Origin of the sequence: Pectobacterium sp. S5, assembly GCF_051707265.1 — a bacterium.
Lineage (GTDB): Bacteria > Pseudomonadota > Gammaproteobacteria > Enterobacterales > Enterobacteriaceae > Pectobacterium > Pectobacterium polare.
Genome location: NZ_JAULSZ010000003.1, coordinates 241,595 through 267,414, shown reverse-complemented (window position 1 = coordinate 267,414; position 25,820 = coordinate 241,595). Strand labels below are relative to the sequence as shown.

The following is a 25,820-nucleotide window of genomic DNA, read 5'->3' as shown; positions in this document are numbered from 1 at the left end:
ATGCCAATGGCATCACGTCGTGTTGTTATGAAATGCTGTGTGTAATCAATCAGCCCTTTTCTCCGCATTGCCGGAAATGGAAAATGCATTTATCGTGCAATGTGATGTTCTCAACGAAAAATGCTATTGAGAAGTATTTGCATTACCATTTTGGCGCGGTCATTGTTACATTTGTTATTCAGGACGGGGTTTGCTCTAGCAGCAAAATGTTTTGCCAAAGCATCAAAATGGAAGGCGCAGGTCGAAGGGTTTAATCAGGTAGGTAATCACGTGCGCAGCTTCACTCAGTCATCAAAGCCGATCTATAAAGATCACATCGTTCAGCAATCGAGTCTGGTCGCGAATGACTACCGTTTTATCGGGCCCCGGCTAATCGATAACACGCCAGTGCTATTCGGGTCGTTCACTGTCGTGCAGCTTAATCCCCATCTGATCCTGCATACGGCTGATGTGATTAATCGCCACAACATGAAAACCCAAAACCTGCTGGATGGCGCAATCAAACTGGCCATCGTGGTGAGTGGCAACGCACATATCTCATTTGGTCATCAGGAACTGCATCTGGGAGAGAGCCAGCCCGCCTCGCTGATTGCGTTGACGGAGCCGACGATGTTTACCCGCATCGGCAAGCGTGATGAGTATGAGCGAACGATTACGCTGACGTTCGACAGGGAATGGCTGTACGGCAATATGATGGACACCGTTGGCGACTGGCAGGCTATCCACGATTTCACGCAGACGCATCTGGCAACACACCTGTGGACACCGTCCCGACAGGCGCTGGCGATTGCCTTACAAACGCTGGATGCCGAACCTTGCCAAACGCCACTCCAGCGCCTTTATCTGGAAATGCAGTGTATGAGCCTGATTATCGAGGCGTTTACCTCATTGACCGCCAGCGTCGCGCAGGACAAAAGCAGCGGCGTTACCCTACGCAGCTACCATCGCATTCAACAGGTCAGAGACATGCTGGAAAGCGGCAGCGCCGACCATCTTTCGATGAGTGAAATCGCCAAAAGCGTCAACATGAGTGAAAGCACGCTACAGCGCCATTTTCGCCAGACATTCAATATGAGCGTGTTTGAATACCTGCGTAACTGCCGTTTGCAGCGCGCCATGCTGGCCTTGCAGAAAGACGGCATCGGTATTGCACAGGCCGCCAGCATCGCCGGTTACAACAGCCCCGCCAACTTTGCCACCGCCCTGCGCCGTGCATTCGGTATTACGCCGGGGCAGCTAAAAGACCGTTTCTGATTCTCAATCATTAATAACCAAATGGAATTTGTTATTCCGTTTGGTTATTAATCGCTATTCAGCGATGCGCAGTAAATTAGTATTTTTCTGCCAGCACATGACTATCCATGACCAATCAGACTGATATCACCGCAACGCTTGCCCACCACATCATCCATAGCGAACCTAATCGAGAAGCGATAGAGGCCGCCTGCGACGGAGTGACTGACTTCATCTCCACCGCACTCCCTATCGTACAGGGTGCGATTGCCGATAGCGGGCTTGCGCCGTTAAAGCAGGTCTTCAGCGGCACGGACAGCCTGACGCGCAGTCTGATCCTAGGTTATGCCGGTCACGTACTGGACTTTGACGATTATCATCCGGCGTTTCGCGGTCACCCCAGCACCGTCATTCTGCCTGCCCTGTTTGCCCTGGCTGCAGAAGATTCCTCCGTCACGGAAGAGGCGTTTTTGACGGCGTATGTGATCGGCGTGGAAGCCGCAGGCAGAATCGGGCTGGCATGCGGCCCGCGTCATTACAGTCTCGGCTACCACAACACGGCTACGCTCGGTGCTATCGCCGCCGCCGCAGCCGCCGCACGTCTGGCTGGTGCCTCGGTAGAACAAACGCAAACCATTCTTGGCTTGGCTGCCACACAGGCCGCTGGGCTGCGAGCGCAGTTTGGTTCTGCGGTCAAACCGCTACATGCCGGGCTTTCCGCCAGAGCGGGGCTAACCGCCGTCAAGCTGGGCTTAGCGGGCTTTGAGGGCAACGAACAGCAGGTGATTGACGCCTTTCTTGCCGCGCACGGCGATCAAAAACAGCAGCCGGAACTGCTGGTTGAAAACTGGGGTGCGCCGTGGCGCATGCTGTCTCCCGGTCTGGAGTTCAAGCGCTACCCAACCTGTGGCGGCACCCACAGCGCTGCCGAGGCGGCTTTTGCACTGCGGGAACAGTGGCATCAGCAGAATGGTGCAGAGGCCGATTTGGCCAACGCTATCGAACAGATCACGGTAACCTTCCCACCGGGCGGCGATGTTGCTCCCTTTATCCGTAACGCCACAAACGGCGTAGAAGCCCGATTCAGTCTGGAATATGTGATTGCGGCGGCGCTGATTGAAGGGGAACTGAAGCTGGCACATTTCTCGGAAGCCCCGGTTGAAACCACGATCTCCGCGCTGGCGAATCGCGTCATACGCCGCGCCGATGAAACCGCGCCACCCGATGAGCTTGACCCGGAAGCCCGTTTTCATGAGGTTACGCTGCATCTGCGCAACGGCAGCACGCTAATCCAACGCACCACACGTCAGGAAACCTCGGCGCGCCCTACCGATCTGCGTGCTAAATTGCAGCAAACCATCGGCTCGCTGGCGCATCTCGACAGCAGCCAGATCGCCGACCGCTGCGCATTACGGCAGGAAGGCGATCTACGCTATTTGCTTGGGCTACTGTTTTAACAAAATACTGTTTTAACAATGCTGGTTTAACGGGATGCTGTTTTAGCAGGATGCGAGGTGCTGTCGATAATCATCATTATCGACAGCACGATTACTGGCAATACTATTACTTACTGGCAATACCATGACCGCCAATACCATTACCGACAACCACCACGCTGTCAGATCGAATTAGTCTTTCTGATGGGAAAGCCATTTCCCTTTTTCATCAAATACCGTCACGCCCGGCACTCTGGAATAACTCCCTTCCCCCTCTGATTTATAGTGGGTCGCCAGTATGTGGGGAGAGCGATAGTCAAAATTGAAATAGCCATCATCAGGATTCTTGACGATCAACTTGCCCGTGCTGTCGATGAGACCTTCTTCTACCTTGAAGTAACGATTATCAAGGTTGTTTTTAAAAGACGTCGCCTCGCCATACGTAAACAGGTTCTTTTTCTCTTGCGCGGCAATAGCAGGGAATCGCGTCACATCAAGCTGACGTAATACATGCAGGAACATCAGGCGTTCCAGCAGCGTTCCTGCATCTTTCGGGACTAAAAATTGTAATGTAAGCCCACTTCCCACATTCACATCGTATTCATAGCCGACAAACGCGCTGTCGCCATAAATAAAGATGTTATCCACTTCTTTACCTTCGGGGACGATCTCTTTGGTTTCAGCCATGAGTTCAGGAATCGACTGAGGAGCTACCTTAAAATAAACATCGTACTTAAATACTTCCGACGGGAATTTTATTTCAATGCGCGTTTTTGACATGCTCCGTTTAATAAAGCGCTCAGGCTTTTCCATGCGCTGTTCGAGTGCTTTCCAGATAGCCTGATGCATTTCTGCGATCTTAAATTCATCAGCGATCTTTACGCCATACTTCGCTTCCAATTCCGGCTGAGATAATGCCAGATCGTACATCGACAATGCCTGCTCGCCGCGGTAACGTTCATCCATCGTACGCAGTACAGCAAATGCGTTGGCTAACGAGACGACATCTTCAGCATTCGCTAACCCAATAAAATAGCGCTGCTTAGCCTCATCATATTGAAAATAGACGGCTTCCAATTTGCCTTGTTGGTTATCGTATGCCGCACCGTTTTCCGACTGGAATAACACGCCCTTTTGCCCTTTCAGCCACAAAGCCAGATTAAAATCCTCTTTTGCCGCGCTAACGGTAAACAGGTCAACGTCGGTGTTATTCTGCTTATCCCGATAGGTGTAGATCTGCGTGTCTTTATTTTCCCGGTCGATGAGTAGACGCCCCATCTTGCGAATATACATCCCGTGCTCTCGTAGGCTCAGCTTGTCGTACATGCTAAACGGCAGCTTAATCGTGAAATATTCTTCGGGATAAAAGGGAATACCGGGAAAATCATCCATCGGCGCGCGGTTAAATGCCTCTTTCTCTTCAAGAAGCTGCGCCTGATAGGCTTTTTTGCGTTCTTCAAAACGCTGCTGGATTTTGAGTAAATCGGGTGACTGTGCTTTTGTCTTTTTCAATACCATAGTGATTTCACAGTAATAAAATGCACAGGCTGATTTTTTATCTGACACAAAATGAACCGTGTTCTTTCCATCGATTTTTAGCGTGTGCCACATACCGTTTATCTGTACTCGGTTATCTTTGATCTCCCTGGTATATTCGCCATCCGAAGTAGTGTAAATCACCTGCGTCGGCGTCAGATTGAAGTAGATATCGTCTTTAATGCCTTTGAAGCTTTGTGTGATATTTTCCTGAAGCTCATCTCTGTTTTTATTGGCTTCAGGATGTTTACTGTTATCAAACACAACGCGAACATCCTCAACCAGATATTTTCCCTCGCTCAGTGTTTCCTCTCCATTACAGCCCGACAGCCATAGCGCCATCATGATAATACCCAGATATTTCCTCATCACTTCGTCCCTGTAAAATTAAAAAGCCTCTGAATGCCGCGGCACGCAGAGGCGAGTCATGCATCAGTAAGCTGATGTTATCAAAAAACTTATTACAATTCAGGCACTGACGGCTAGGGCTTTAGCCATTGGTCTAAAAAGCTAAAGACTTCTTCCTGCTGTTCCTGATAGAACACGTGCCCCAGCTCAGGCCAGATTTTGGTTTGCAGCTTGCTGTCCGCCCGCTGGGATTGCCACACCTTGTGCATTTTGGCGTAAGCATCTTCAACGGATTGCGTCGGGAACAGTTTGTCTTGACCACCGTTAAATAGCAGCATCGGTTTTGGTGCGGCGACGCTCGCCACATCAGGGAAATCAAAGCGCGTCGGTTGCCCCGGATGCAGCATGTAGAATGCCGACTGCCCTCTCAGCACATTGTTGCCCGGCGTCATCAGGCCATCATACGTGCCAATCCAGGACACCGCCGCCGTTGCCGCCACCTTGTCGGACAGCGCAGCGAGCTGCCAGGCACGATAGGCACCCATTGAAAAACCCACGACGCCAATACGTTGCTTATCAACCTGTTCAAGCGATGCCAAAAAGTCCGTCGCCCGCATGTCTTCGTAAGCCATCAGACCCGCGAGTGAGCGCCCCAGATTAAAGAAATTGCTCGCCAGCGCCTGCTGCTGCTCATATTTAATTGGCCCGCGCGATCCCCAACCTAGCGCATCGACCGCCAGCACCACATAGCCCCGCTTCGCCAGTTCATCCCCAACAAAACGGCCGGTGAAGAACTTATCGGCCCACGCCTGTGCAGAATCGAGCTGCTTGTCATTGCCCCACGGCTTGATCATCTTCTCTTTGCCGATATCAAACTTCGCGCCGTGATCGTGTAGCAGGATCACCGCAGGATGCGGCCCCGCGCTTTTTGGCGTCAGGAGCAACGCGTCTACGCGGCTTTCATCGGTCAGGTTAAAGGCGACCTTCTCCGCCGTATAGCTGCCGCGATCCTGTTTTTCCATCGTCTGCGGGGCAAAGTCTTTGGTGGAATCCGGCGTCAGGAGCAGCGAACGCAGCGTTTTTCTCGACTGGGTTTGCCATTGGCTAAAATCCGTAAAATTCCCCGATAGCCAAGAGTCCGAGTAGGTCATCTGCTGTTTAAGCTGCGGATAAAATGAAGGCAGTCCTTCATCCGTCACCGCCTGATCTGTCGCGGGTTGAATCGTAGGGTTCATATCGTTCGCCATCAGTGAAGGACTGGTCAGCAAAGCCGCCAGTAGCCAGACAGAGGAGCGTAAGGTATTAAGATTCATCATAACCTCAAAAATAAAACGTCGTTTCTTTTTGAGGTTTGATTGTAATTGACGCCGCTAAAAATAAACGGACGGAACGCGGATTCTGCGAAGCGACTGGCAAAAAAGGTTCGTCGCAACAGCGTAGGCGCAGAGGGGAATACCATACACGTCAGCGATCAGAGTGTTCAATTTATTGCATAATAACGATTTGAAATCGCTTAACGTCTCAGAGCAGAACGACATCAGGCGGCTGATTCGTCTCGTTTGCGTTCAGCCACCAGCACAACTCCTTTTCGCGATTCATTAGGCGCAAGGCTCCATATATCGCTTTCGGGAATGCTGCGACCATCGTATCGAATCCGTTCTCCGTCATACGGCCAGAAAGTACGTTGTTCTGAGTCGAACACAAATACCTCAATGCCAACCTCTTTACGAGCCATACGCGCCCACAACGCCTTCCCACCAGGAAATTGAACGTTATCACTAACCAGCACGATACCGTCGTTAATGAGCGCCTTATACATAGCGCTGGCGACATTGGCGTTTCGTTCACGCTTAGTGACAATCACGCCTTCAACCTGAGTAAGGTAGCCACTCACCGGTTGCAGGTTCTCGTAATAACCGATGACGGCCAAAATAGTTTCGGCTTCGTCGTCGCTGTTACGGGATTTCAGATCAATCTTTGCGACAACAACATGCCGTAAATCACCGTTAACGTCATCAGGCTCTCCATATATGGCAACGGCATGATGCCGCTCATTATGGATATAAATATCCACGGCGCGACCATTCACACTCGTTTCGCCAATTTTCCGATATTCCCGCGCCATAGTGGCGGGGCTATATGACATTGGAAGAATCGCCATATCAAAACTCCCGCTATCGTTGAGGACTGGTGACATTATAAGCATAGCCTGTTGCACTTCGTTGGGGTCTATAATACCAAACATCATGCGTGTTTATTAGCCAATTTTCGCAACAGCATTATCCTCGCTAACCTTGAGTCGGGCAGAACCAAGAATCATTTAGTTCGCACTAATCCGTGATACCCCCCCAGATAACCTGATACGTTGGAAGAAAATCGGCACGATCGCCATCGTGCCGAGAAAACATTATTTAGGTACGGTATAAACACTTTCCCACTTCACCGGAAACGTCATTCCTTCACCAAGATAGAAGCTGGTATGCGGCGGCTGGTTATAGCCCGCATTCTGAGCCGCGACTTGTGTCCGATAGGCCGGGTCGTGCATCAATGTTGGTATACGGTATGTAGTTTCCGACGTCGTGCTGAAAATCTGTAGTTCGCTACTATCAGACTTAGGAATAATGAACTCTTCACGCCAGTCGCCAAACAGATCGGCACTCAGGACGGGTGTCGCTTTCGTCCCGTTTATCCACGTCCCCGAATTGTAGGTATAAGCGCTGAATACCCGCTCAGTTTTCTCTTTGGCCGGTATCCATTTATCAATCGTCGTGCGATCCCATGTCTCACGCAGCAGATCGCCATCCCACCAGATAGCAAAATTGATTTGCGATGGTTTCTTATCGGAAATCTGCTCGCCTTTCGCATTAAACAACCCGCCCTGTGAAGACCAGCATTCCACCCCTAAGTGAGCGGGATCGACATCCATACAGACGCCGCGCCCATTATCACCACCCGAACCGTTGCTGTATCCCCAAAGGATCTTGCCCGTGGCGGCATCGTGCATTTCCATCGCGTTATTACCATACTGGTTCGCGGACTCATGTACCATAAACACCTGTTTACCGGCACGCGAAGGGTCGAGAACGCCAAAGTGCAGCGCATCGCCATGCCCCAGACCAGTGGAATTCAATAGCTTGCCATTGCTGCCAATCGTTGCTGCGCCAAAGATAATGTCGTCTTTCCCATCACCATCCGCATCGCCAGTACGAAGGTGGTGCGCACCTTGCCCATACGCCGTGTTCAGCACATCACCAGCCGTTCCGCTGTCATACGTCCAGCGCTTCGTCAGCTTGCCATTACGCCAGTCCCATGCGACAACCACGGCTCGTCGGTAATAACCACGCGAAAATACCGCGCTAGGGCGTTCACCATCAAGATAGGCGACACCCGCCAGAAAACGGTCAACGCGATTACCATAGCAGTCACCCCAGCCGCACACATCACCACGTTCGGGGAGGTAATCCACTGTCGCCATCGCTTTCCCGGTTTGGCCATTAAATACCGTCAGGTATTCAGGCCCAGTGAGAATATAACCGTTGTTACTACGATAATCCGCCTGACTATTACCGATAACCTTTCCTGTACCATCCACCGTGCCATCGGCGGTTTTCATCATCACTTCCGCTTTGCCATCACCATCCAGGTCATACACGATGAAATCGTTGTAATGCGCTCCAGATCGGATGTTCTTTCCTAAATCAATGCGCCACAGCCGCGTTCCATCCTGCTTATAGGCATCAATATAAACGTTGCCAGTGTAGCCAGAGTGCGCATTATCTTTTGAGTTACTCGGTGCCCACTTGATCACATACTCGTATTCGCGATCGCCATCCAGATCGCCAACCGATCCATCATTCACACCATAGGAATAGCTGTCACCCTTTGGCGTCACCCCATCAGCAGGTTTCTTTAACGGAATAGATTGATAACGTTGGCCGTTCAGGACTGATTTAGCAATTTCCTCTTTCCCTTCGACTCCCTTAATGACCGGACGTATCGCATAAGTAGAATCGGCTTTACCATCCGGATCGATAAAGTTAGTCGTTGTACTCAGAGGGGAAGGATTGATGAGTTGACCATCTCGATAGAGATTAAAAGCAATATTTTCAGGGTCAGTAGCAAACAGCCGCCAGCTTAAGAAAACATGTTTCGATGATTTGAATGCAAACAGTCCGCGATCCAGCAATTCAATTTGCTTACTTTTTCCTGCCGCATAAGCCGACGTCATCAGCCCATCCTGCCCACCGCCCATCAGTGTAGCAAGCAATGTAACAGCAATGACGCCTGCTCGCGGCGTTGATAAATAGCGTTTCATTTTCTCTCCTTGATTACGTGAAGAATGCCCTTACTCCCGTTGTACAAATTGCATACAGGCATATCCACGCCAGACTAGTACAGCGGCGCAATTATCAATCACGAAAACAAGGCAAGAAATCATGACGTCTATGTATGATAAATAGACAATTTATTGCGCTAGAAAAATCACAGACAAAAAATCTGGCACCTTACCGTCGTGCGGTGGGGAATCCATGTTGTCTGGCAGACCACACCACAACGAGCGCAATCAGTAGCAACACCAGCAGTGCCGGAGAGAAGGCGGCAACGCCGAGGCGCTCCAGCAGAACACCACCGATGATACCGCCCCCTGCAATAGCCATGTTCCAGGCGGTGACCAACATAGACTGCGCCACGTCGGTCCCCCCTTTCGCCGTTCTGACAAGAGCCGTCTGGAATAACGTTGCCGCACCGCCGAAGGCTAACCCCCAGACGGCCACGGCCGCATAGACCACAGCCAGTACATCACCTGCCACGCCAAGCGCCAGTACGGACAGACAGAACAATGCCGAGCAGGCGAGTGTCAGGGCGCGCAGATAACGGTCAATCAGCACGCCGACGATCCAGATACCCAGCAGTGATGTAACGCCGAATACCAACAGCACCAAACCGGTCTGTGCAACCATACCCACTGCCGCGAGAAACGATGCAATGTAGGTGTAGAGAATGTTATGCGCCAGCACAAAGGCCAGCACGGCGCATAGCACGGGTCGCACGCCAGCCATGGTGAACACCTGCCCCAGAGATAGCCTCCTGCCTGTTGATTGCCCAGCGAAATCAGGCACCTGAATACGTACCCACAACATCAGTATTAAGGCCAAACCACTCATCATACCGAAACACATTCGCCAGCCGATCGCGTTGCCAAGAAAGGTTCCCGCGGGTACACCGAGCGACAAGGCTAATGGCGTGCCGACCATCGCTATCGCAATAGCCCGTCCCTTCTGGTGTTCAGGCACCATACGGGCTGCATAGCCCGCCAGCAGCGCCCACAGCAGCCCAGCTGAAACACCCGCCAGAAAACGCGCCGCCATCGTTAGCACGTAGCTACCGGAAAATGCCGTAATAGCATTGGCGACAGCGAAACCTGCAATGGCTAACAGTAGCAGCGGGCGGCGACGCACACTTTGCGTCGCCGCGGTTAACGGGATCGCGGCCGCCAAAGAACCTACGGCATAGATAGTGACGGTTTGCCTGACCCAGGCTTCGGACACCGCCAGACCTTGCGCCATTTGCGGTAGCAAGCCCGCTGGCAGCGCTTCGGTCAGGATAGTGATGAACGCTGCCGTGGCTAATGCCAGCAATGCGGCAATGGGCAACCTGTCACGGTGTATATCGGTCAGTGAGGCAGTCATCGTGCCGCCTCCAACTCGCCATACACGGCATCACGCAGTTCAGTGACAAAACGCCCCGACATCCCTTCGTACATCGTGTTGGTGAAAGCTACGACGCTCAAACCTTGTGTTCGATCGACAAACCATGAATGACCGTAGGCACCTCCCCAGCGCCAGGTGCCTGATGATTCGGGCGACTCGGCTAACAGCGGATCGCGCAAGACTGAGAAACCGAGGCCAAAACCGCAGCCCGGTGCATTGGGCAGTTCCAGCCCTTGCGTCTGATCGCGTCCCATCTCCTCGATCAGCGCATCAGGCAGCGGAACGCCGTCCCCTTTACGCAAGGCTTCCAGCAGGCGTAACAGATCCCAGGCCGTGCCTGCCATACCAGCACCACCAGATGGAAAGGCCTGAGGGTCAAAGATGCGCGCAGGGCTGTACGTGATGCCAATTGCCCCTTCAAAGGGAGAAACCGTTTCACCTTCGGTCAGGCGATGCGGCTGCGGGGTGTCGTTCACGTAAGCAGTAGTCAGGCGCGATGGGTCACGTATAACGAAGTCGGTATCGTGCATGCCCAGTGGGTCGGTCACCAGTTGGCGAACCGCCTCGTTCAATGACGTACCGTGAATACGTTCGATCAAGGCTCCCAAGACATCTGTTGCCAGCGAATAACCCCAGGCCTCTCCCGGCACATATTGCAGGGGAACGCTGGCAATACGACGCAGGTTCTCATTCAGGCTGATGCCGGAGGCATCCATACCGTCTGAGATACCCGTCTGTGCATAGGGGCCATCCGCATGAGTTTCGAAAAAGCGGTAGCCCAAACCCGCGGTGTGGCTAAGCAACTGCCGCACGGTAACGCGAGCAGGGCTGCCGTCGGCCAGCCGGAGCTGGAACGTCGGCATCCAGCGAGTGATGTCCTCATCCAGATCGAGCCGACCTTGCGCCACCAGTGCCAGTGCCGCAACCGACACGATGGGCTTGCTGACAGAAGCCAGCCGGAAGATAGCATCCAGCGCCATAGGGCGGGCGCTCTCTCGGTCAGCCCATCCTGCGGCCTGCTGATGAATCAATTCTCCATTGCACGCGACCAGCACGACGGCACCGACCAAACGCCCATCGTCCAGTGCCTGTTGAACGACGGCCTGAATTCGGGGAGAGAGAGGGGCTGTCGAGGCACCGGTATCCAGAGGAAATACGGGAGTTATCACGGGTGTTCCTTTTATCAATGAGTGTTCCCGTTACGATAGAAAATCGACAATTAAAGAAAAAGTAGGCTACTGTTCCTTAATATACGGAACAAATTGTCCGCAATAGAGAGGGAATATGGATAGCCTGAATGGCCTGGCGGTATTTGTGCAGGTGGCCGAAACGCGCAGTTTCATTGCCGCTGGCCGACTGCTGGGAGTGTCAGCGTCTGCGGTTGGCAAAAGCATCGCTCGGCTTGAAGAAAAATTGGGCGTGAGGCTATTTCACCGCAGTACGCGCAGCATCACATTAACCGCCGAAGGCTCATTATTTCTGGCGCGTAGCCGGCGAATTTTGGCTGAGATCGAAGCAGCAGAACTGGAACTGTCGCAGACCAGCGCCGTACCGCGCGGACGCCTGCGGGTAAGTTTGCCGTTAGTCAGCTCACTGGTGTTGCCCGTACTCGGCGAATTCATGCGTGAATACCCTGAGATCGAACTGGATTTGGACTTCACCGACCGAATGGTGGATGTCATTGAGGAAGGTTTCGATGCCGTGGTACGGACGGGAGACCCCGTTGACTCACGCCTCACCGCACGGAGGCTGGGCGCCTTCCGTTCTCTGCTAGTCGCTGCGCCAGACTACCTTACCCGGCGTGGCACCCCTCAGATACCTGTCGATCTGATGCAGCACGCCTGCCTGCACTACCGCTTTCCCAACAGCGGCAAGCTGGAGCCATGGGCGCTACGACTTCCCCCCGGCGAACCAGAGTTGCCATTACCCACCTCAATGGTCTGCAACAACATCGAAACGCGCCTCTGTTTCGCCCTGCAAGGGCTGGGGATCGCCTACCTGCCAGACTTCTCCATCCGTGAACCGCTGGCCAGCGGCCATCTACAGCCGATCCTGACCGACTATGTGGAACGCAGCGGCGTCTTCTATGTGTTGTGGCCTGCCAGCAAACACCCGTCACCAAAAGTACGAGCACTCGTCGATTTCCTCTGCGCACGCGTATTTCCCGTCTCTGATACGTAAAAAAAATCCGGCACCTATAAAAGGTGCCGGATTGAATTCACGCTAGTCGAACCTGAGCGAACTTACTTCTTCTTCGCTTTCGGGTTCGGCAGGTCAGTGATGCTGCCTTCAAAGATTTCAGCCGCCAGACCAACGGACTCATGCAGCGTTGGGTGCGCATGGATGGTCAGTGCGATATCTTCTGCATCACAGCCCATCTCGATCGCCAGACCGATTTCACCTAACAGTTCACCACCGTTAGTACCGACAATCGCACCACCGATAACACGGTGAGTTTCTTTGTCGAAAATCAGTTTGGTCATACCGTCAGCGCAGTCAGACGCGATAGCACGGCCAGACGCTGCCCATGGGAAGGTCGCGGTTTCGTAGCTGATGCCTTTCTCTTTCGCTTCTTTCTCGGTCAGACCTACCCAGGCCACTTCCGGTTCGGTATAGGCGATAGAAGGAATCACTTTCGGATCGAAGTAGTGTTTCTTACCGGAGATCACTTCGGCAGCAACGTGGCCTTCATGCACGCCTTTGTGCGCCAGCATCGGCTGACCGACGATGTCGCCGATAGCATAGATGTGCGGCACGTTGGTGCGCATTTGCTTATCAACGTGGATGAAGCCGCGATCGTCAACTTCCACGCCCGCTTTGCCTGCATCCAGGTTTTTGCCGTTCGGTACACGACCGATAGCAACCAGAACCGCATCGTAACGCTGTGGCTCTGCTGGCGCTTTTTTGCCTTCCATCGTCACATAGATGCCGTCTTCTTTGGCTTCTACTGCCGTCACTTTGGTTTCCAGCATCAGGTTGAACTGCTTGCTGATACGCTTGGTGAAGACCTTAACGACATCTTTGTCAGCAGCCGGGATAACCTGATCGAACATTTCAACAACGTCGATCTGTGAACCCAGAGCATGGTAAACGGTACCCATTTCCAGACCGATGATACCGCCGCCCATAACCAGCAGACGTCCTGGGACGCTTTTCAGCTCCAGCGCATCGGTAGAATCCCATACGCGCGGGTCATCATGAGGAATGAAAGGCAGTTGGATTGGACGTGAACCCGCCGCGATAATCGCGTTATCGAAGGTAATCGTCGTTTTGCCGTTTTCGCCGTCAACTTCCAGCGTGTTGGCACCTGTGAATTTACCCAGACCGTTAACGACTTTAACTTTACGGCCTTTCGCCATGCCAGCCAGACCACCGGTCAGTTGGGTGATGACTTTTTCTTTCCACAGACGGATTTTATCAATGTCGGTTTTAGGTTCACCGAACACGATACCGTGCTCCGCCAGTGCTTTGGCTTCTTCAATGACTTTAGCAACGTGCAGCAGGGCTTTGGAAGGGATACAACCCACATTCAGACACACCCCACCCAACGTGGAGTAGCGCTCTACCAGTACAGTTTCCAGACCCAAATCCGCCGCGCGGAATGCAGCAGAGTAACCCGCGGGGCCGGCACCAAGTACCACTACCTGAGCTTTAATTTCAGTACTCATCATGACCTCTTAATTGATTTCCGGCGGGTCTGTGACGTCATTGTTATTGAGTCTTAACGCCCTCTTCCACCGGGACGTGTCTTTGCCGCTGTAGTTTACAAAATCGTTAACAATTTTGAAACAACAAGCGACTAACGATTTGTCCTTGATCACTGACAGCTGTAACAAATAACAGCTTATCAGAAAAAAGCCGGCCGTCAGGCCGGCTTTTCGATTACATCACCAGACGGCGGATGTCAGACAACGTATTGTTAATGATGGTAATGAAGCGAGCACCATCAGCACCGTCAATGACACGGTGGTCGAAGGACAGAGACATCGGCATCATCAGACGCGGAGTGAACTCTTTACCATTCCAGACCGGTTCCATCGCGGACTTAGACACACCAAGAATAGCGACTTCCGGCGCGTTGACGATCGGCGCAAAGTGCGTAGTCCCGATGCCACCCAGGCTGGAGATCGTGAAGCAACCGCCCTGCATTTCGCCTGCGGTCAGCTTACCGTCACGGGCTTTCTTGGAGATCGCCATCAGTTCGCGAGACAGCTCAGTGATGCTCTTCTTGTTCACGTCTTTAAAGACCGGAACCACCAGACCGTTCGGGGTATCAACCGCAACACCGATGTTGATGTATTTCTTCAGCGTCAGACGTTGCGCATCTTCAGACAGTGAACTGTTGAAGCGTGGCATCTGCTCAAGCGCAGCGGCAACGGCTTTCATGATGAAGACAACTGGGGTGAATTTCACATCCAGTCTGCGCTTCTCAGCTTCGGCGTTCTGCTGTTTACGGAACGCTTCCAGATCGGTGATATCCGTTTTGTCGAAGTGTGTAACGTGTGGAATCATCACCCAGTTACGGCTCAGGTTAGCACCAGAGATTTTCTGGATGCGGCCCAGTTCCACTTCTTCCACTTCACCAAACTTGCTGAAATCAACTTTCGGCCATGGCAGCATGCCTGGCAGACCGCCGCCAGCAGCAGCCGCTGGTGCAGACTCAGCGCGTTTCACTGCATCTTTCACGTAAGCCTGAACGTCTTCGCGCAGGATACGGCCTTTACGACCAGAACCCTTCACTTTCGCCAGATTCACGCCGAATTCACGAGCCAGACGACGGATAACCGGCGTTGCGTGAATGTAAGCATCATTCTCAGCGAACTCGCTCTTGCCTTCTGCTTTCGCAGCTGGCGCAGCAGCAGGTTTTGCCGCTGGAGCAGGTGCAGCAGCCGCTTCTTGCTTGGCCGCTGGAGCCGCCGCAGGTGCAGCGCCTTCCACTTCGAAGACCATGATCAGTGAACCGGTTTTAACTTTGTCGCCGGTGCTGATTTTGATTTCTTTAACCGTACCCGCGAATGGTGCAGGGACTTCCATTGAAGCTTTGTCGCCTTCAACGGTGATCAGTGATTGCTCAGCCGCGACTTTATCGCCAACTTTAACCATCACTTCAGTCACTTCAACTTCGTCACCACCGATATCCGGTACGTTGACTTCTTTCGCCGCAGAGGCCGCTGGCGCAGCTGCTGCAGGAGCAGCGGCTTGTGCCGGAGTGGCAGCAGGTGCTGCACCCGCGACTTCGAATACCATGATCAGAGAACCGGTAGAGACTTTATCGCCGGTGCTGATTTTGATCTCTTTAACCGTACCTGCGAAAGGTGCCGGGACTTCCATAGACGCTTTGTCGCCTTCTACGGTGATCAGAGATTGTTCAGCAGCAACGGTGTCGCCCACTTTAACCAGTACTTCGGTCACTTCAACTTCGTCACCGCCGATATCCGGCACGCTGACGTCTTTCGTCGCAGATGCTGCTGGTGCAGCAGCCGGAGCGGCTTCTTTCTTCTCTTCTGCCTTAGCAGGTGCAGCGTCAGCTGCACCGTCGGCGGAATCGAAAATCATGATCAGTTTGCCAGTTTCAACTTTGTCACCGACAGAGACTTTAATCTCTTTCACGACACCAGCCTGCGGAGAAGGGACTTCCATAGAAGCCTTATCACCTTCAACCGTGATCAGCGACTGATCAGCTTCAACTTTGTCGCCAACCTTCACCAGCACTTCGGTGACTTCAACTTCATCTGCACCGATGTCCGGTACGTTGATTTCGATAGCCATGTAATCTTTACCTCTTATGCCAGACGCGGGTTGACTTTATCTGCATCGATGTTGAATTTAGTGATGGCATCAGCAACCACTTTCTTATCGATTTCACCGCGTTTAGCCAGTTCACCCAGAGCCGCAACCACGACGTAAGACGCATCCACTTCGAAGTGGTGACGCAGGTTCTCACGGCTGTCAGAACGACCGAAACCGTCAGTACCCAGTACGCGGTAATCGCTCGCTGGGATGAAGTTACGGATTTGCTCAGCAAACAGCTTCATGTAGTCAGTAGATGCAACCGCTGGCGCATCGCTCAGTACCTGAGCCACGTAAGGTACGCGCGGCGTTTCGGTCGGATGCAGCATGTTCCAACGCTCACAATCCTGGCCTTCGCGTGCCAGTTCAGTGAAGGACGTTACGCTGAATACGTCAGAACCGATACCGTAGTCTGTCGCCAGAATCTGAGCCGCTTCACGTACGTGACGCAGGATAGAACCTGAACCCAGCAGCTGAACTTTACCTTTGCTACCTTCAACCGTTTCCAGCTTGTAGATACCCTTACGGATACCTTCTTCCGCACCCTGCGGCATCGCAGGCATGTGGTAGTTTTCGTTCAGCGTGGTGATGTAGTAGTAAATGTTTTCCTGCGCTTCACCGTACATGCGGTGCAGACCGTCATGCATGATGACAGCGACTTCGTAGGCAAATGCCGGATCGTAGGAAATACAGTTCGGGATAGTCAGAGACTGAATGTGGCTGTGACCATCTTCGTGCTGCAGACCTTCACCGTTCAGCGTCGTACGACCTGAAGTACCACCGATCAGGAAGCCACGAGCCTGTTGGTCACCCGCTGCCCAGCACAGGTCGCCGATACGTTGGAAACCGAACATGGAGTAGTAGATGTAGAACGGGATCATCGGCAGGTTGTTGGTGCTGTAAGACGTTGCCGCCGCCAGCCAGGAAGAACCTGCGCCCAGCTCGTTGATACCTTCCTGCAGAATCTGACCTTTCTGGTCTTCTTTGTAGTAAGCAACCTGCTCACGGTCCTGCGGAGTGTACTGCTGGCCTTTCGGGCTATAAATACCGATCTGGCGGAACAGACCTTCCATACCGAAGGTGCGCGCTTCGTCAGCGATAATCGGAACCAAACGATCTTTGATAGATTGGTTCTTCAACATCACGTTCAGTGCACGTACAAACGCGATAGTGGTAGAGATTTCTTTATTCTGCTCTTCCAGCAGAGTGCGGAAATCTTCCAGCGTTGGCAGTTCCAGTTTTTCGCTGAAGTTAGGCTGACGAGAAGGAAGGTAGCCACCCAGCGCCTGACGACGCTCGTGCAGGTACTTGTACTCTTCAGACTCTTTATCGAAAGTGATGTACGGCAGTTTTTCGATGTCGGCATCAGACACTGGCACGTTGAAGCGGTCGCGGAAGTAACGCACGCCATCCATGTTAACTTTCTTAACCTGGTGCGCGATGTTCTTACCTTCAGCCGCGTCGCCCATACCATAACCTTTAATGGTATGCGCCAGAATAACGGTTGGTTTTCCTTTGGTGTCCTGCGCTTTTTTCAGTGCAGCGTAGACTTTCTTCGGATCGTGGCCACCACGGTTCAGTGCCCAAATTTGATCGTCGGTCCAGTCTTTAACCAGTTCTGCCGTCTCCGGGTATTTACCGAAGAAGTGCTCACGCACATAGGCACCGTTTTTGGATTTGAAGGTCTGGTAGTCACCGTCGACGGTTTCTTCCATCAGTTGGATCAGTTTACCGCTGGTGTCTTTACGCAGCAGTTCGTCCCAACGGTCGCCCCACATGACTTTGATCACATCCCAGCCAGCGCCGCTGAAGATACCTTCCAGCTCGTTGATGATCTTACCATTACCGGTAACCGGACCATCCAGACGTTGCAGGTTACAGTTGATGACGAACACCAGGTTGTCCAGTTTTTCACGGGTCGCGATAGTGATCGCACCTTTGGATTCTGGTTCGTCCATTTCACCGTCGCCCAGGAAGGCATAAACGGTTTGCTTAGAGGTATCTTTCAGACCACGGTTTTCCAGATACTTCAGGAATTTAGCCTGATAGATAGCACCGATCGGGCCCAGACCCATAGAAACGGTCGGGAACTGCCAGAAGTCCGGCATCAGTTTAGGGTGCGGATAAGAAGACAGACCGTTACCGTGAACTTCCTGACGGAAGTTGTTCATCTGGTCTTCAGTCAGGCGGCCTTCAAGGAAGGCACGAGCGTAAACGCCCGGAGAAATGTGGCCCTGGAAGTAGACCAGGTCACCGCCGTCCTGCGCAGTGCGAGCACGGAAGAAGTGGTTAAAGCACACTTCATAGAAAGTGGCGGAAGACTGGAAAGAAGCCATGTGGCCGCCCAGATCCAGATCCTTTTTAGAAGCACGCAGTACTGTCATGATCGCGTTCCAGCGGATTGCTGAGCGAATACGACGTTCCAGATCCAGATTACCAGGGTATTCCGGCTCGTCTTCCACTGCGATGGTGTTGATGTATTGACGTGCAGCTGTACCAGCAGCAACGCTGACACCGCCTTTACGTGCTTCACTCAGAACCTGATCAATCAGGAACTGGGCGCGTTCAACACCCTCTTCACGGATGACCGATTCGATCGCCTGCAGCCAGTCGCGGGTTTCGATCGGATCCACGTCATTATTTAAACGATCTGACATGGTTATTCCTTATCTTCTCTAATCAGTTAGTTTATGGAGCCTGTCTTCCTGCATTCTGAGTTAGGTTTCGTCCTAAGCAAAACGCATGAAGACAGGCTCATCGTCGTCATTACCGCATTCAGAGCCCCAAATTACGGATGCTCAATCCCTGCGTTGCTGGAGCCGACGCAGCGATCTCTCGCGCCGACTATGTTCCCGGTTAAGATCCAGCAATACTTCCTCAATAAACGCCAGATGACGGTGTGATGCTTCGCGCGCCTTTTCCGGCTCACGGGCAACAATCGCCTCAAAAATGCTGGCGCGATGAATGCTAACCTGAGCCAGCACTTCACGGCTCAAATAAAGCAATTCAAAATTCTGCCTCACGTTCTGTTCGAGCAGCGGCCCCATACAGCGCACCAAATGCAGCAACACCACATTATGCGTGGCTTCTGTTACAGCAACCTGATACTGCATAACGGCTTCTGATTCGGCGTCCAGATCGCCCGCTTCCCTCGCCTTCTCAATCACGGCATGACAATCCCGGATACGTTGCAGATCCGACTCTGTGCCACGCAACGCAGCATAGTAGGCAGCAATGCCTTCCAGCGCATGACGCGTTTCCAGAAGATCGAACTGTGATTCGGGATGTGTGCTCAGTAATTCTGCCAGCGGATCGCTGACGCTTTGCCATAGATTGGCTTGAACGAAGGTACCACCACCCTGACGGCGCAAAAGGAGACCTTTGGCTTCCAGGCGTTGAATGGCTTCTCTCAGAGAAGGGCGGGAAACATCGAACTGTTTTGCCAGTTCGCGCTCCGGTGGGAGCTTCTCGCCGGGGCGCAAGGTTCCCTCAAGAATCAGAAACTCCAGCTGCTGTTCAATCACATCTGACAGTTTGGGCTGACGGATCTTGCTGTATGCCATAATGAATTCTTCTCTGCGAATGGCGCGGAGTCAATTGGTAATACCAATTTCAAAAACGTGACGCTAAAGTAACAAAGTATTCACCTTCTGTCCATAAGGACCTTGAGCTAAATCACCAATCCCACCAGATTTTAACAAATGCACGAGAAACATGCGGCAAAGTGATAGCCCGCCTGTGGTATTACCATTAATCCCCTCTGTCTATATTTTAACTTTTTTGAAACGAAAGGCAGGCATTGCTGAACCGTTTAAATACGAAAATAGTGAATTTTAATTCAAAAAATAAGAATTTTTATTCTAAAAGGAAAAGCATAATCCTCCACAACTCCACATTGTGGTAAGCACGCTTTTTACAGCAGGGATAAAGAGATAATAAAAAGGAGTAAGCCTAAAGAGGTAACAACCCCCTCCCATCCTAAAAAACCGCTCTCGATTTTCTTGTCATCAGGCTCTTAATTAAAGAAGGATGAAAATTTTGATGTAGCGATAGTTTTTAATTATCAGACTATAAGAAATCAGTGCAATCTTGCGCACTTACCACTATTCTCTGGCAAACGGTAGCGGTTTCATTATTTAAAGAAACACCACCCGTAAAAATAAAATTACACAAACGTACAGTCACTAATACGCGTGTTCGTTCACACCGTGTTTTTTACTTGCACTGGCAGAGGGTTAAATTTGATGGATAATCAACAAACGGACGGCACGCTAAAGCGTGGTTTGAAAAACCGTCATATTCAGTTGATTGCCTTGGGTGGCGCGGTAGGTACTGGCCTCTTTCTTGGTATTGCGCAGACAATCAAAATGGCCGGGCCATCGGTCCTGTTAGGCTATGCGATTGGCGGGCTGATCGCGTTTCTCATTATGCGCCAACTGGGCGAGATGGTGGTTGAAGAGCCGGTAGCCGGATCGTTCAGCCACTTTGCTTATAAATACTGGGGCGATTTCGCGGGCTTTGCATCCGGATGGAACTACTGGGTGCTGTATGTGCTGGTCGCTATGGCCGAGCTCAGTGCCGTGGGGATTTACGTCCAGTACTGGTGGCCAGATATTCCGACCTGGGTGTCCGCCGCCGTCTTCTTCCTGCTGATTAACGCCATCAATCTGGCGAACGTCAAAGTCTACGGTGAGATGGAATTCTGGTTTGCCATCATCAAAGTCGTCGCGATTATTGGCATGATCGTCTTCGGTGGCTGGCTGCTGCTCAGCGGTACGGGCGGGCCGGAAGCAACCGTAACCAACCTGTGGGCGCAGGGCGGGTTCTTCCCGAACGGCGTGCTCGGTCTGGTGATGGCGATGGCCGTGATCATGTTCTCATTTGGCGGGCTGGAACTGGTGGGGATTACCGCGGCAGAAGCGGATGACCCAGAGAAAAGCATTCCACGCGCAACCAATCAGGTTATCTACCGCATCCTGATTTTCTACATCGGTTCACTCGCTATCCTGCTGTCACTGTACCCGTGGGGCAAGGTTGTGGAAGGCGGTAGTCCGTTCGTCATGATCTTCCATGAACTGAACAGTAACGTCGTAGCAACGGTGCTGAACATCGTGGTACTTACCGCTGCTCTGTCCGTTTACAACAGCTGTGTTTATTGCAACAGCCGCATGCTGTTCGGTCTGGCGAAACAGGGTAACGGACCAAAAGTACTTAAAACTGTCGATGCTCGTGGCGTTCCGGTTGTTGCTATCGGTATCTCCGCGCTGGCAACGGCGCTGTGCGTGCTAATCAACTACCTCATTCCCGGCAAAGCGTTCGAGCTATTGATGGCGCTGGTTGTGTCTGCTCTTGTGATTAACTGGGCGATGATCAGTCTGGCACACCTGAAGTTCCGGGCGCAAAAGGACAAAGAAGGTACGGTGACCAAGTTTAAAGCGCTGCTTTATCCGCTGGGTAACTACATCTGTCTGCTGTTCCTGGCGGGTATATTGGTCATCATGTTCCTGACGCCGGGCATTCAGATTTCCGTCATGCTGATTCCGGTCTGGCTGGTTATTCTGGGCGTGGGCTACTTTATCAAAAAGAAAAATCTGGCGAAGTAAGCCTCAGCGTTCACCCCATCCTTTTTCATGGCCGACTCTGTCGGCCATTTTCATATTTGCCGTCTCCATCACACTTTGCTCCACCCGACCCGTTTGTCCATTTTTGCAACCGATTTCATACGCTCTTTTATCCCTATCGAGGGGAATAATCGTGTTTACACGTTAAGCACAGGAGTCGTATTCATGAAGAACAACGCACTGTCCGTTAAAGAAAAGATTGGCTACGGAATGGGTGACGCAGGATGCAACATGATTGGCGGGGCCATCATGCTATTTCTGAGCTATTTCTACACCGATATCTATGGCCTCTCGCCTGCTTTAGTCGGCACCCTGCTACTCTCCATTCGCGTCATCGATGCCGTCACGGATCCGATTATGGGCGCGATAGCCGATCGCACCCAAAGCCGCTGGGGTCGTTTTCGGCCTTATCTGCTTTGGGTCTGCGTGCCCTATGTTCTGTTCAGCGTACTCATGTTTACCACACCGGACTGGAGCTACAACGGCAAAGTCATCTACGCGTTCGTCACCTACTTTCTGATGTCGATGACGTACACCGCTATCAACATCCCCTACTGCTCACTTGGCGGCGTGATCACCGCAGACCCGCATGAGCGGGTTTCTTGTCAGTCATACCGCTTCATTATGGTCGGTATCGCCACACTCATTCTCTCTTCGACGCTGCTGCCCATGGCAGAGTGGTTCGGCGGTGAGGACAAAGCGCGCGGCTACCAAATGTCGATGGGCGTGATGGCGATCATTGCCCTATTCATGTTTCTGTTTTGCTTTGCCACCGTTCAGGAACGAATTAAACCCGCCATCCCCACCAACGATGCGCTGAAAGCAGACTTGCGAGACGTCTGGAAAAACGACCAATGGCCGCGCATTCTGCTGTTAACCCTGTGCAACGTCTGCCCTGGATTTATTCGCATGGCGGCCACGATGTACTACGTCACTTGGGTGATGGAAAAGTCCGTCTCATTCGCCAGCCTGTTTATCAGCCTCGGCGTGGTCGGCATGATGTTCGGCAGCGCATTGGCGAAACCCTTGACCGACCGTTTCTGTAAGCTGAAAGTGTTTTTCTGGGTCAACATCGCACTGGCGATCTTCTCCAGCGCCTTCTACTTCTTCAACCCTCACCTGACCAGCTTTATTCTGGTGATGTACTTCCTGCTGAACATCCTGCATCAAATCCCGTCCCCGCTACACTGGTCGCTGATGGCCGATGTGGATGACTACGGCGAATGGAAAACCGGCAAGCGAATCACCGGGATCAGCTTTTCAGGCAATCTGTTCTTCCTGAAAGTCGGGCTGGCGATTGCGGGTGCGATGGTCGGCTTCCTGCTGTCCTACTATGGTTATGATGCCAATGCCCCACAGCAAAATGCCGAAGCCATGAACGGCATCATTATGTTGTTCACCCTTATTCCCGGCGTAGGCTATTTGATTACCGCAGGCGTTGTGCGTTTGCTGAAGGTCGATCGCCAACTCATGCAGCAAATACAAATCGATCTGGAAAAACGCCGTAATAACTATCGGGAACTGAGCGAGAGCCACAACAGCCAATCACCCAACGCCAAAAGAGGAGGAGAGAATGATGAACCCACATCAATGGCCTAACCCACTGATAGAACAACGGGCAGACCCTTTTATTCTTCGCTATACGGATGGACAGTACTATTTTATTGCCTCGGTACCTGAATACAATCGGCTCGAAATTCGCCGGGCCAGTTCGCTGGAGGCACTTGCCCACGCGACCCCGGTGACGATCTGGCGTAAGCATGAACGCGGCCCGTTAAGTGCGCTGATTTGGGCGCCGGAACTGCATGTGATTAATGGCAAATGGTATGTCTATTTCGCCGCTGCACCGACGGAAGACATCAAAGACGGTTTATTCCAGCACCGCATGTTTGCGCTGGAATGTGCAGACAGCGACCCGCTAAAAGGCAACTGGGTTGAAAGAGGCCGGATTTATACGCAATTCGATACCTTCTCACTGGATGCCACCCACTTTGAACATAAAGGCAAACGCTACTATCTGTGGGCGCAAAAAGATCCCGCGATTGCAGGCAACTCGAATCTGTATCTGGCGGAAATGGAAAATCCGTGGACGCTGAAAGGCACGCCGGTCATGTTGAGCAAGCCGGAGCTGCCGTGGGAAGTGATTGGTTTTAAAGTCAACGAAGGGCCCGCCGTCATTAAGCACGGCGAACGTCTCTTCATCACCTATTCCGCCAGCGCCACCGATGAAAATTACTGTATCGGCTTACTGTGGGCGAATGCAGACAGCGATCTATTGAACCCGACAAGCTGGCATAAATTGCAGCAACCAGTCTTTACCACCAGCCGGGAAAACCGGCAATTTGGGCCGGGCCATAACAGCTTTACTCAAACAGAAACGGGCGAAGACGTTCTGGTTTACCACGCCCGCAACTACACGGAGATCGAAGGCGATCCGCTGTATGACCCAAATCGCCATACGCGGATTAAAACCTTCATCTGGGATCGTGACGGTATGCCGGTGTTCGGCGAACCGCCCGCAGACAGGCAATAAGCGAGAAACGGGTGTGCTGGGACGTCGGTTGGGACGTACATTTAGAAATTAAACCAGCGCACCGTATATCGTCAGGAGCGCGACGACGACCACTAATGCCAGCGTCACCTTTTTCGCCAGCGTCACGGCGGCTTTCGGCGTCTCTACAGGCTCAACGTGAGATTCACGCGCGAGAGAAAATTGAGCCAGTTGAGTCAGCACCCAATACTGTGAACTGCGAGAATCCCCCAACGAGGCGAACCACGCAGGCAGCGCTTTCTCGCCGTGCCCCAGCAATGCATAAGCGGCGCCGACCAAGCGGGCGGGAATCCAATCAAGCCAATGCAGTAAACTATCGACGCCAGACTGCGCGCGCTCCAGCGGGGTGTGGTGGCGGGCAAGCCAGGTCTGTCTGGCGCGTAAAAATGCATACCCCGTCAGCGCAATCGGCCCGTAGGGTCCCGCAGCGATAAACCAGAACAGCGGCGCTAAATAAAACCGGAAATTTATCCACAGCAGCGCATTTTGCAGTTCTTTCAGTTGCTCTTCTTCTCCCGTGCCAACGGGCAGACCGTGAATCAGCGCCAGTTCAGCCGCCATTTCCCGGCGGGCATCCGCCTCACCGCGCTGTGCCGCCTGCAAATAGCGCCGATAGTGCTGACGGATTTCACCTGCGCCAATGCACATCAGGCTGATGACAATCCACAGCAAAAGAGAAATCAGGCCGAACAGAATGCCGCTCGTGAGCCACAGCAGGCCCGCCACGATGCCCATGCTGCAGAGCATCAGGAACAGCGTTTGAAATAAAGACGGAGGCGGCACATGCCGGAACACGACCTCAAGCCGATGATCGATCTGCCAGTGCTCGCCCTGTTTGAACAAGCGCTCCCATGCCAGCGTAAGCAACAGTGTAAACAGCGTCATTAATCCAGACTCCCTTTGTTCTCTGTCCAGTTTTCTTGTAGCAGACGATAATAGCCGTCCCAGTCAAATGCCGGTCCGGGGTCGGTTTTACGGCCCGGCGCGATGTCGCTGTGTCCGGTAATGCGCGATAGCGTAATAGGATAGGTCCGCATTAATAGGCGTGTAATCGCCACCAGCGAATGATACTGCTGCGCGGTAAAAGGCAGCGTATCCGTCCCTTCCAGCTCGATGCCAATAGAGAAATCATTACAGCGTTCCCGACCTTCAAACACCGACACACCAGCATGCCAGGCGCGTTGATCGAAAGGCACATACTGTGTGATTTGCCCATCGCGGCGAATCAGGCAGTGCGCCGCGACGCGTAAATGGGAAATATCGGCGAAATAAGGATGCGCAGTGGGATCCAACGTCGCCGTAAACAGTTGATCAATATACGGACCGCCAAACTCGCCGGGCGGCAGACTGATATTGTGGATCACCAGTAGGGAAGGCACCTCATCATTCGGGCGACCATCATAATGCGGTGAAGGCGTGTGTGTAATGTCGGATAACCAGCCATTTTCCAAAAGCATCGGCGATAACCTCGCATCGTATCGTTTGCCGGCTGAATCAGGCGAAAAATCAATTTCAGGAGTAAAAACAATTGTAGCCAAAAGGTCCTTGTATCCAAGATACCATGTTTCACGCCGTGCTATCTATTCAACTGGGT

The 25,820-nt window shown here is 52.4% G+C and carries 18 protein-coding genes; 6 read left to right on the top strand and 12 right to left on the bottom strand.

What is annotated here, in order from left to right:
- The first annotated feature begins 270 nt into the window (after nucleotides 1–270).
- Nucleotides 271–1,254, top strand: coding sequence for a helix-turn-helix transcriptional regulator (locus QWJ20_RS13635; protein ID WP_095700587.1), 984 nt, complete (start codon nucleotides 271–273; stop codon nucleotides 1,252–1,254).
- A 107-nt stretch (nucleotides 1,255–1,361) separates the two neighbouring features.
- Nucleotides 1,362–2,690, top strand: a complete 1,329-nt coding sequence (locus QWJ20_RS13630; RefSeq protein ID WP_433992744.1) for an MmgE/PrpD family protein — start codon at nucleotides 1,362–1,364, stop codon at nucleotides 2,688–2,690.
- Nucleotides 2,691–2,861: 171 nt separating this feature from the next.
- Here the strand turns inward: QWJ20_RS13630 and QWJ20_RS13625 are convergent, their stop codons facing one another.
- The 6 genes from QWJ20_RS13625 to QWJ20_RS13600 form a co-directional block, all read right to left on the bottom strand.
- On the bottom strand, nucleotides 2,862–4,574 hold the full coding sequence (locus QWJ20_RS13625; protein ID WP_433992743.1) for a hypothetical protein: 1,713 nt from the start codon (nucleotides 4,572–4,574) through the stop codon (nucleotides 2,862–2,864).
- Nucleotides 4,575–4,687: 113 nt separating this feature from the next.
- Nucleotides 4,688–5,866, bottom strand: coding sequence for a dienelactone hydrolase family protein (locus QWJ20_RS13620; protein ID WP_433992846.1), 1,179 nt, complete (start codon nucleotides 5,864–5,866; stop codon nucleotides 4,688–4,690).
- A 224-nt stretch (nucleotides 5,867–6,090) separates the two neighbouring features.
- Complete coding sequence (locus QWJ20_RS13615; protein WP_433992742.1) at nucleotides 6,091–6,714, bottom strand: hypothetical protein; 624 nt, start codon at nucleotides 6,712–6,714, stop codon at nucleotides 6,091–6,093.
- Nucleotides 6,715–6,960: 246 nt separating this feature from the next.
- Nucleotides 6,961–8,868, bottom strand: a complete 1,908-nt coding sequence (locus QWJ20_RS13610; RefSeq protein WP_433992741.1) for a rhamnogalacturonan lyase — start codon at nucleotides 8,866–8,868, stop codon at nucleotides 6,961–6,963.
- Between the two features lie 190 nt (nucleotides 8,869–9,058).
- Nucleotides 9,059–10,243 (bottom strand): MFS transporter, encoded by a 1,185-nt coding sequence (locus QWJ20_RS13605; protein WP_433992740.1) that lies wholly within the window; start codon nucleotides 10,241–10,243, stop codon nucleotides 9,059–9,061.
- Complete coding sequence (locus tag QWJ20_RS13600) at nucleotides 10,240–11,433, bottom strand: serine hydrolase domain-containing protein (protein ID WP_433992739.1); 1,194 nt, start codon at nucleotides 11,431–11,433, stop codon at nucleotides 10,240–10,242. The genes QWJ20_RS13605 and QWJ20_RS13600 overlap by 4 nt, the downstream gene beginning before the upstream one ends.
- A 115-nt stretch (nucleotides 11,434–11,548) precedes the next feature.
- Here QWJ20_RS13600 and QWJ20_RS13595 point away from each other — a divergent pair, with 115 nt between their 5' ends.
- Nucleotides 11,549–12,445 (top strand): LysR family transcriptional regulator, encoded by an 897-nt coding sequence (locus QWJ20_RS13595; RefSeq protein WP_433992738.1) that lies wholly within the window; start codon nucleotides 11,549–11,551, stop codon nucleotides 12,443–12,445.
- A 62-nt stretch (nucleotides 12,446–12,507) separates the two neighbouring features.
- On the opposite strand, the gene lpdA is transcribed toward QWJ20_RS13595, so the two are convergent.
- From lpdA to pdhR, 4 genes are all read right to left on the bottom strand, one after another.
- Nucleotides 12,508–13,932, bottom strand: coding sequence for a dihydrolipoyl dehydrogenase (lpdA, locus tag QWJ20_RS13590; protein WP_180744464.1), 1,425 nt, complete (start codon nucleotides 13,930–13,932; stop codon nucleotides 12,508–12,510).
- A gap of 214 nt (nucleotides 13,933–14,146) precedes the next feature.
- Nucleotides 14,147–16,033 (bottom strand): pyruvate dehydrogenase complex dihydrolipoyllysine-residue acetyltransferase, encoded by a 1,887-nt coding sequence (gene aceF / locus QWJ20_RS13585; RefSeq protein ID WP_205555729.1) that lies wholly within the window; start codon nucleotides 16,031–16,033, stop codon nucleotides 14,147–14,149.
- A gap of 14 nt (nucleotides 16,034–16,047) precedes the next feature.
- Nucleotides 16,048–18,711 carry a pyruvate dehydrogenase (acetyl-transferring), homodimeric type gene (gene aceE, locus QWJ20_RS13580; protein ID WP_039483562.1) on the bottom strand — a complete coding sequence of 888 codons (2,664 nt, stop codon included), beginning with the start codon at nucleotides 18,709–18,711 and terminating at the stop codon, nucleotides 16,048–16,050.
- Between the two features lie 141 nt (nucleotides 18,712–18,852).
- Entirely contained in the window at nucleotides 18,853–19,617 is a 765-nt protein-coding gene (pdhR, locus tag QWJ20_RS13575; protein ID WP_039483559.1) for a pyruvate dehydrogenase complex transcriptional repressor PdhR, read from the bottom strand.
- 681 nt (nucleotides 19,618–20,298) lie between these two features.
- Between pdhR and QWJ20_RS13570 the strand changes: the two genes are divergently transcribed.
- The 3 genes from QWJ20_RS13570 (at nucleotide 20,299) to QWJ20_RS13560 (ending at nucleotide 24,208) form a co-directional block, all read left to right on the top strand.
- A complete protein-coding gene (locus tag QWJ20_RS13570; protein WP_109411685.1) occupies nucleotides 20,299–21,657 on the top strand; it encodes an amino acid permease in 1,359 nt (452 codons plus the stop codon).
- Nucleotides 21,658–21,840: 183 nt separating this feature from the next.
- Complete coding sequence (locus QWJ20_RS13565) at nucleotides 21,841–23,274, top strand: glycoside-pentoside-hexuronide (GPH):cation symporter (protein WP_433992737.1); 1,434 nt, start codon at nucleotides 21,841–21,843, stop codon at nucleotides 23,272–23,274.
- Nucleotides 23,252–24,208 carry a glycoside hydrolase family 43 protein gene (locus QWJ20_RS13560; protein WP_433992845.1) on the top strand — a complete coding sequence of 319 codons (957 nt, stop codon included), beginning with the start codon at nucleotides 23,252–23,254 and terminating at the stop codon, nucleotides 24,206–24,208. Before QWJ20_RS13565 ends, QWJ20_RS13560 begins: the two co-directional genes overlap by 23 nt.
- Before the next feature lie 48 nt (nucleotides 24,209–24,256).
- Here the strand turns inward: QWJ20_RS13560 and ampE are convergent, their stop codons facing one another.
- Both ampE and ampD read right to left on the bottom strand, forming a co-directional pair.
- On the bottom strand, nucleotides 24,257–25,111 hold the full coding sequence (ampE, locus tag QWJ20_RS13555) for a beta-lactamase regulator AmpE (RefSeq protein WP_433992736.1): 855 nt from the start codon (nucleotides 25,109–25,111) through the stop codon (nucleotides 24,257–24,259).
- A complete protein-coding gene (gene ampD / locus QWJ20_RS13550; RefSeq protein WP_433992735.1) occupies nucleotides 25,111–25,683 on the bottom strand; it encodes a 1,6-anhydro-N-acetylmuramyl-L-alanine amidase AmpD in 573 nt (190 codons plus the stop codon). The genes ampE and ampD overlap by 1 nt, the downstream gene beginning before the upstream one ends.
- Between the last annotated feature and the right edge of the window lie 137 nt (nucleotides 25,684–25,820).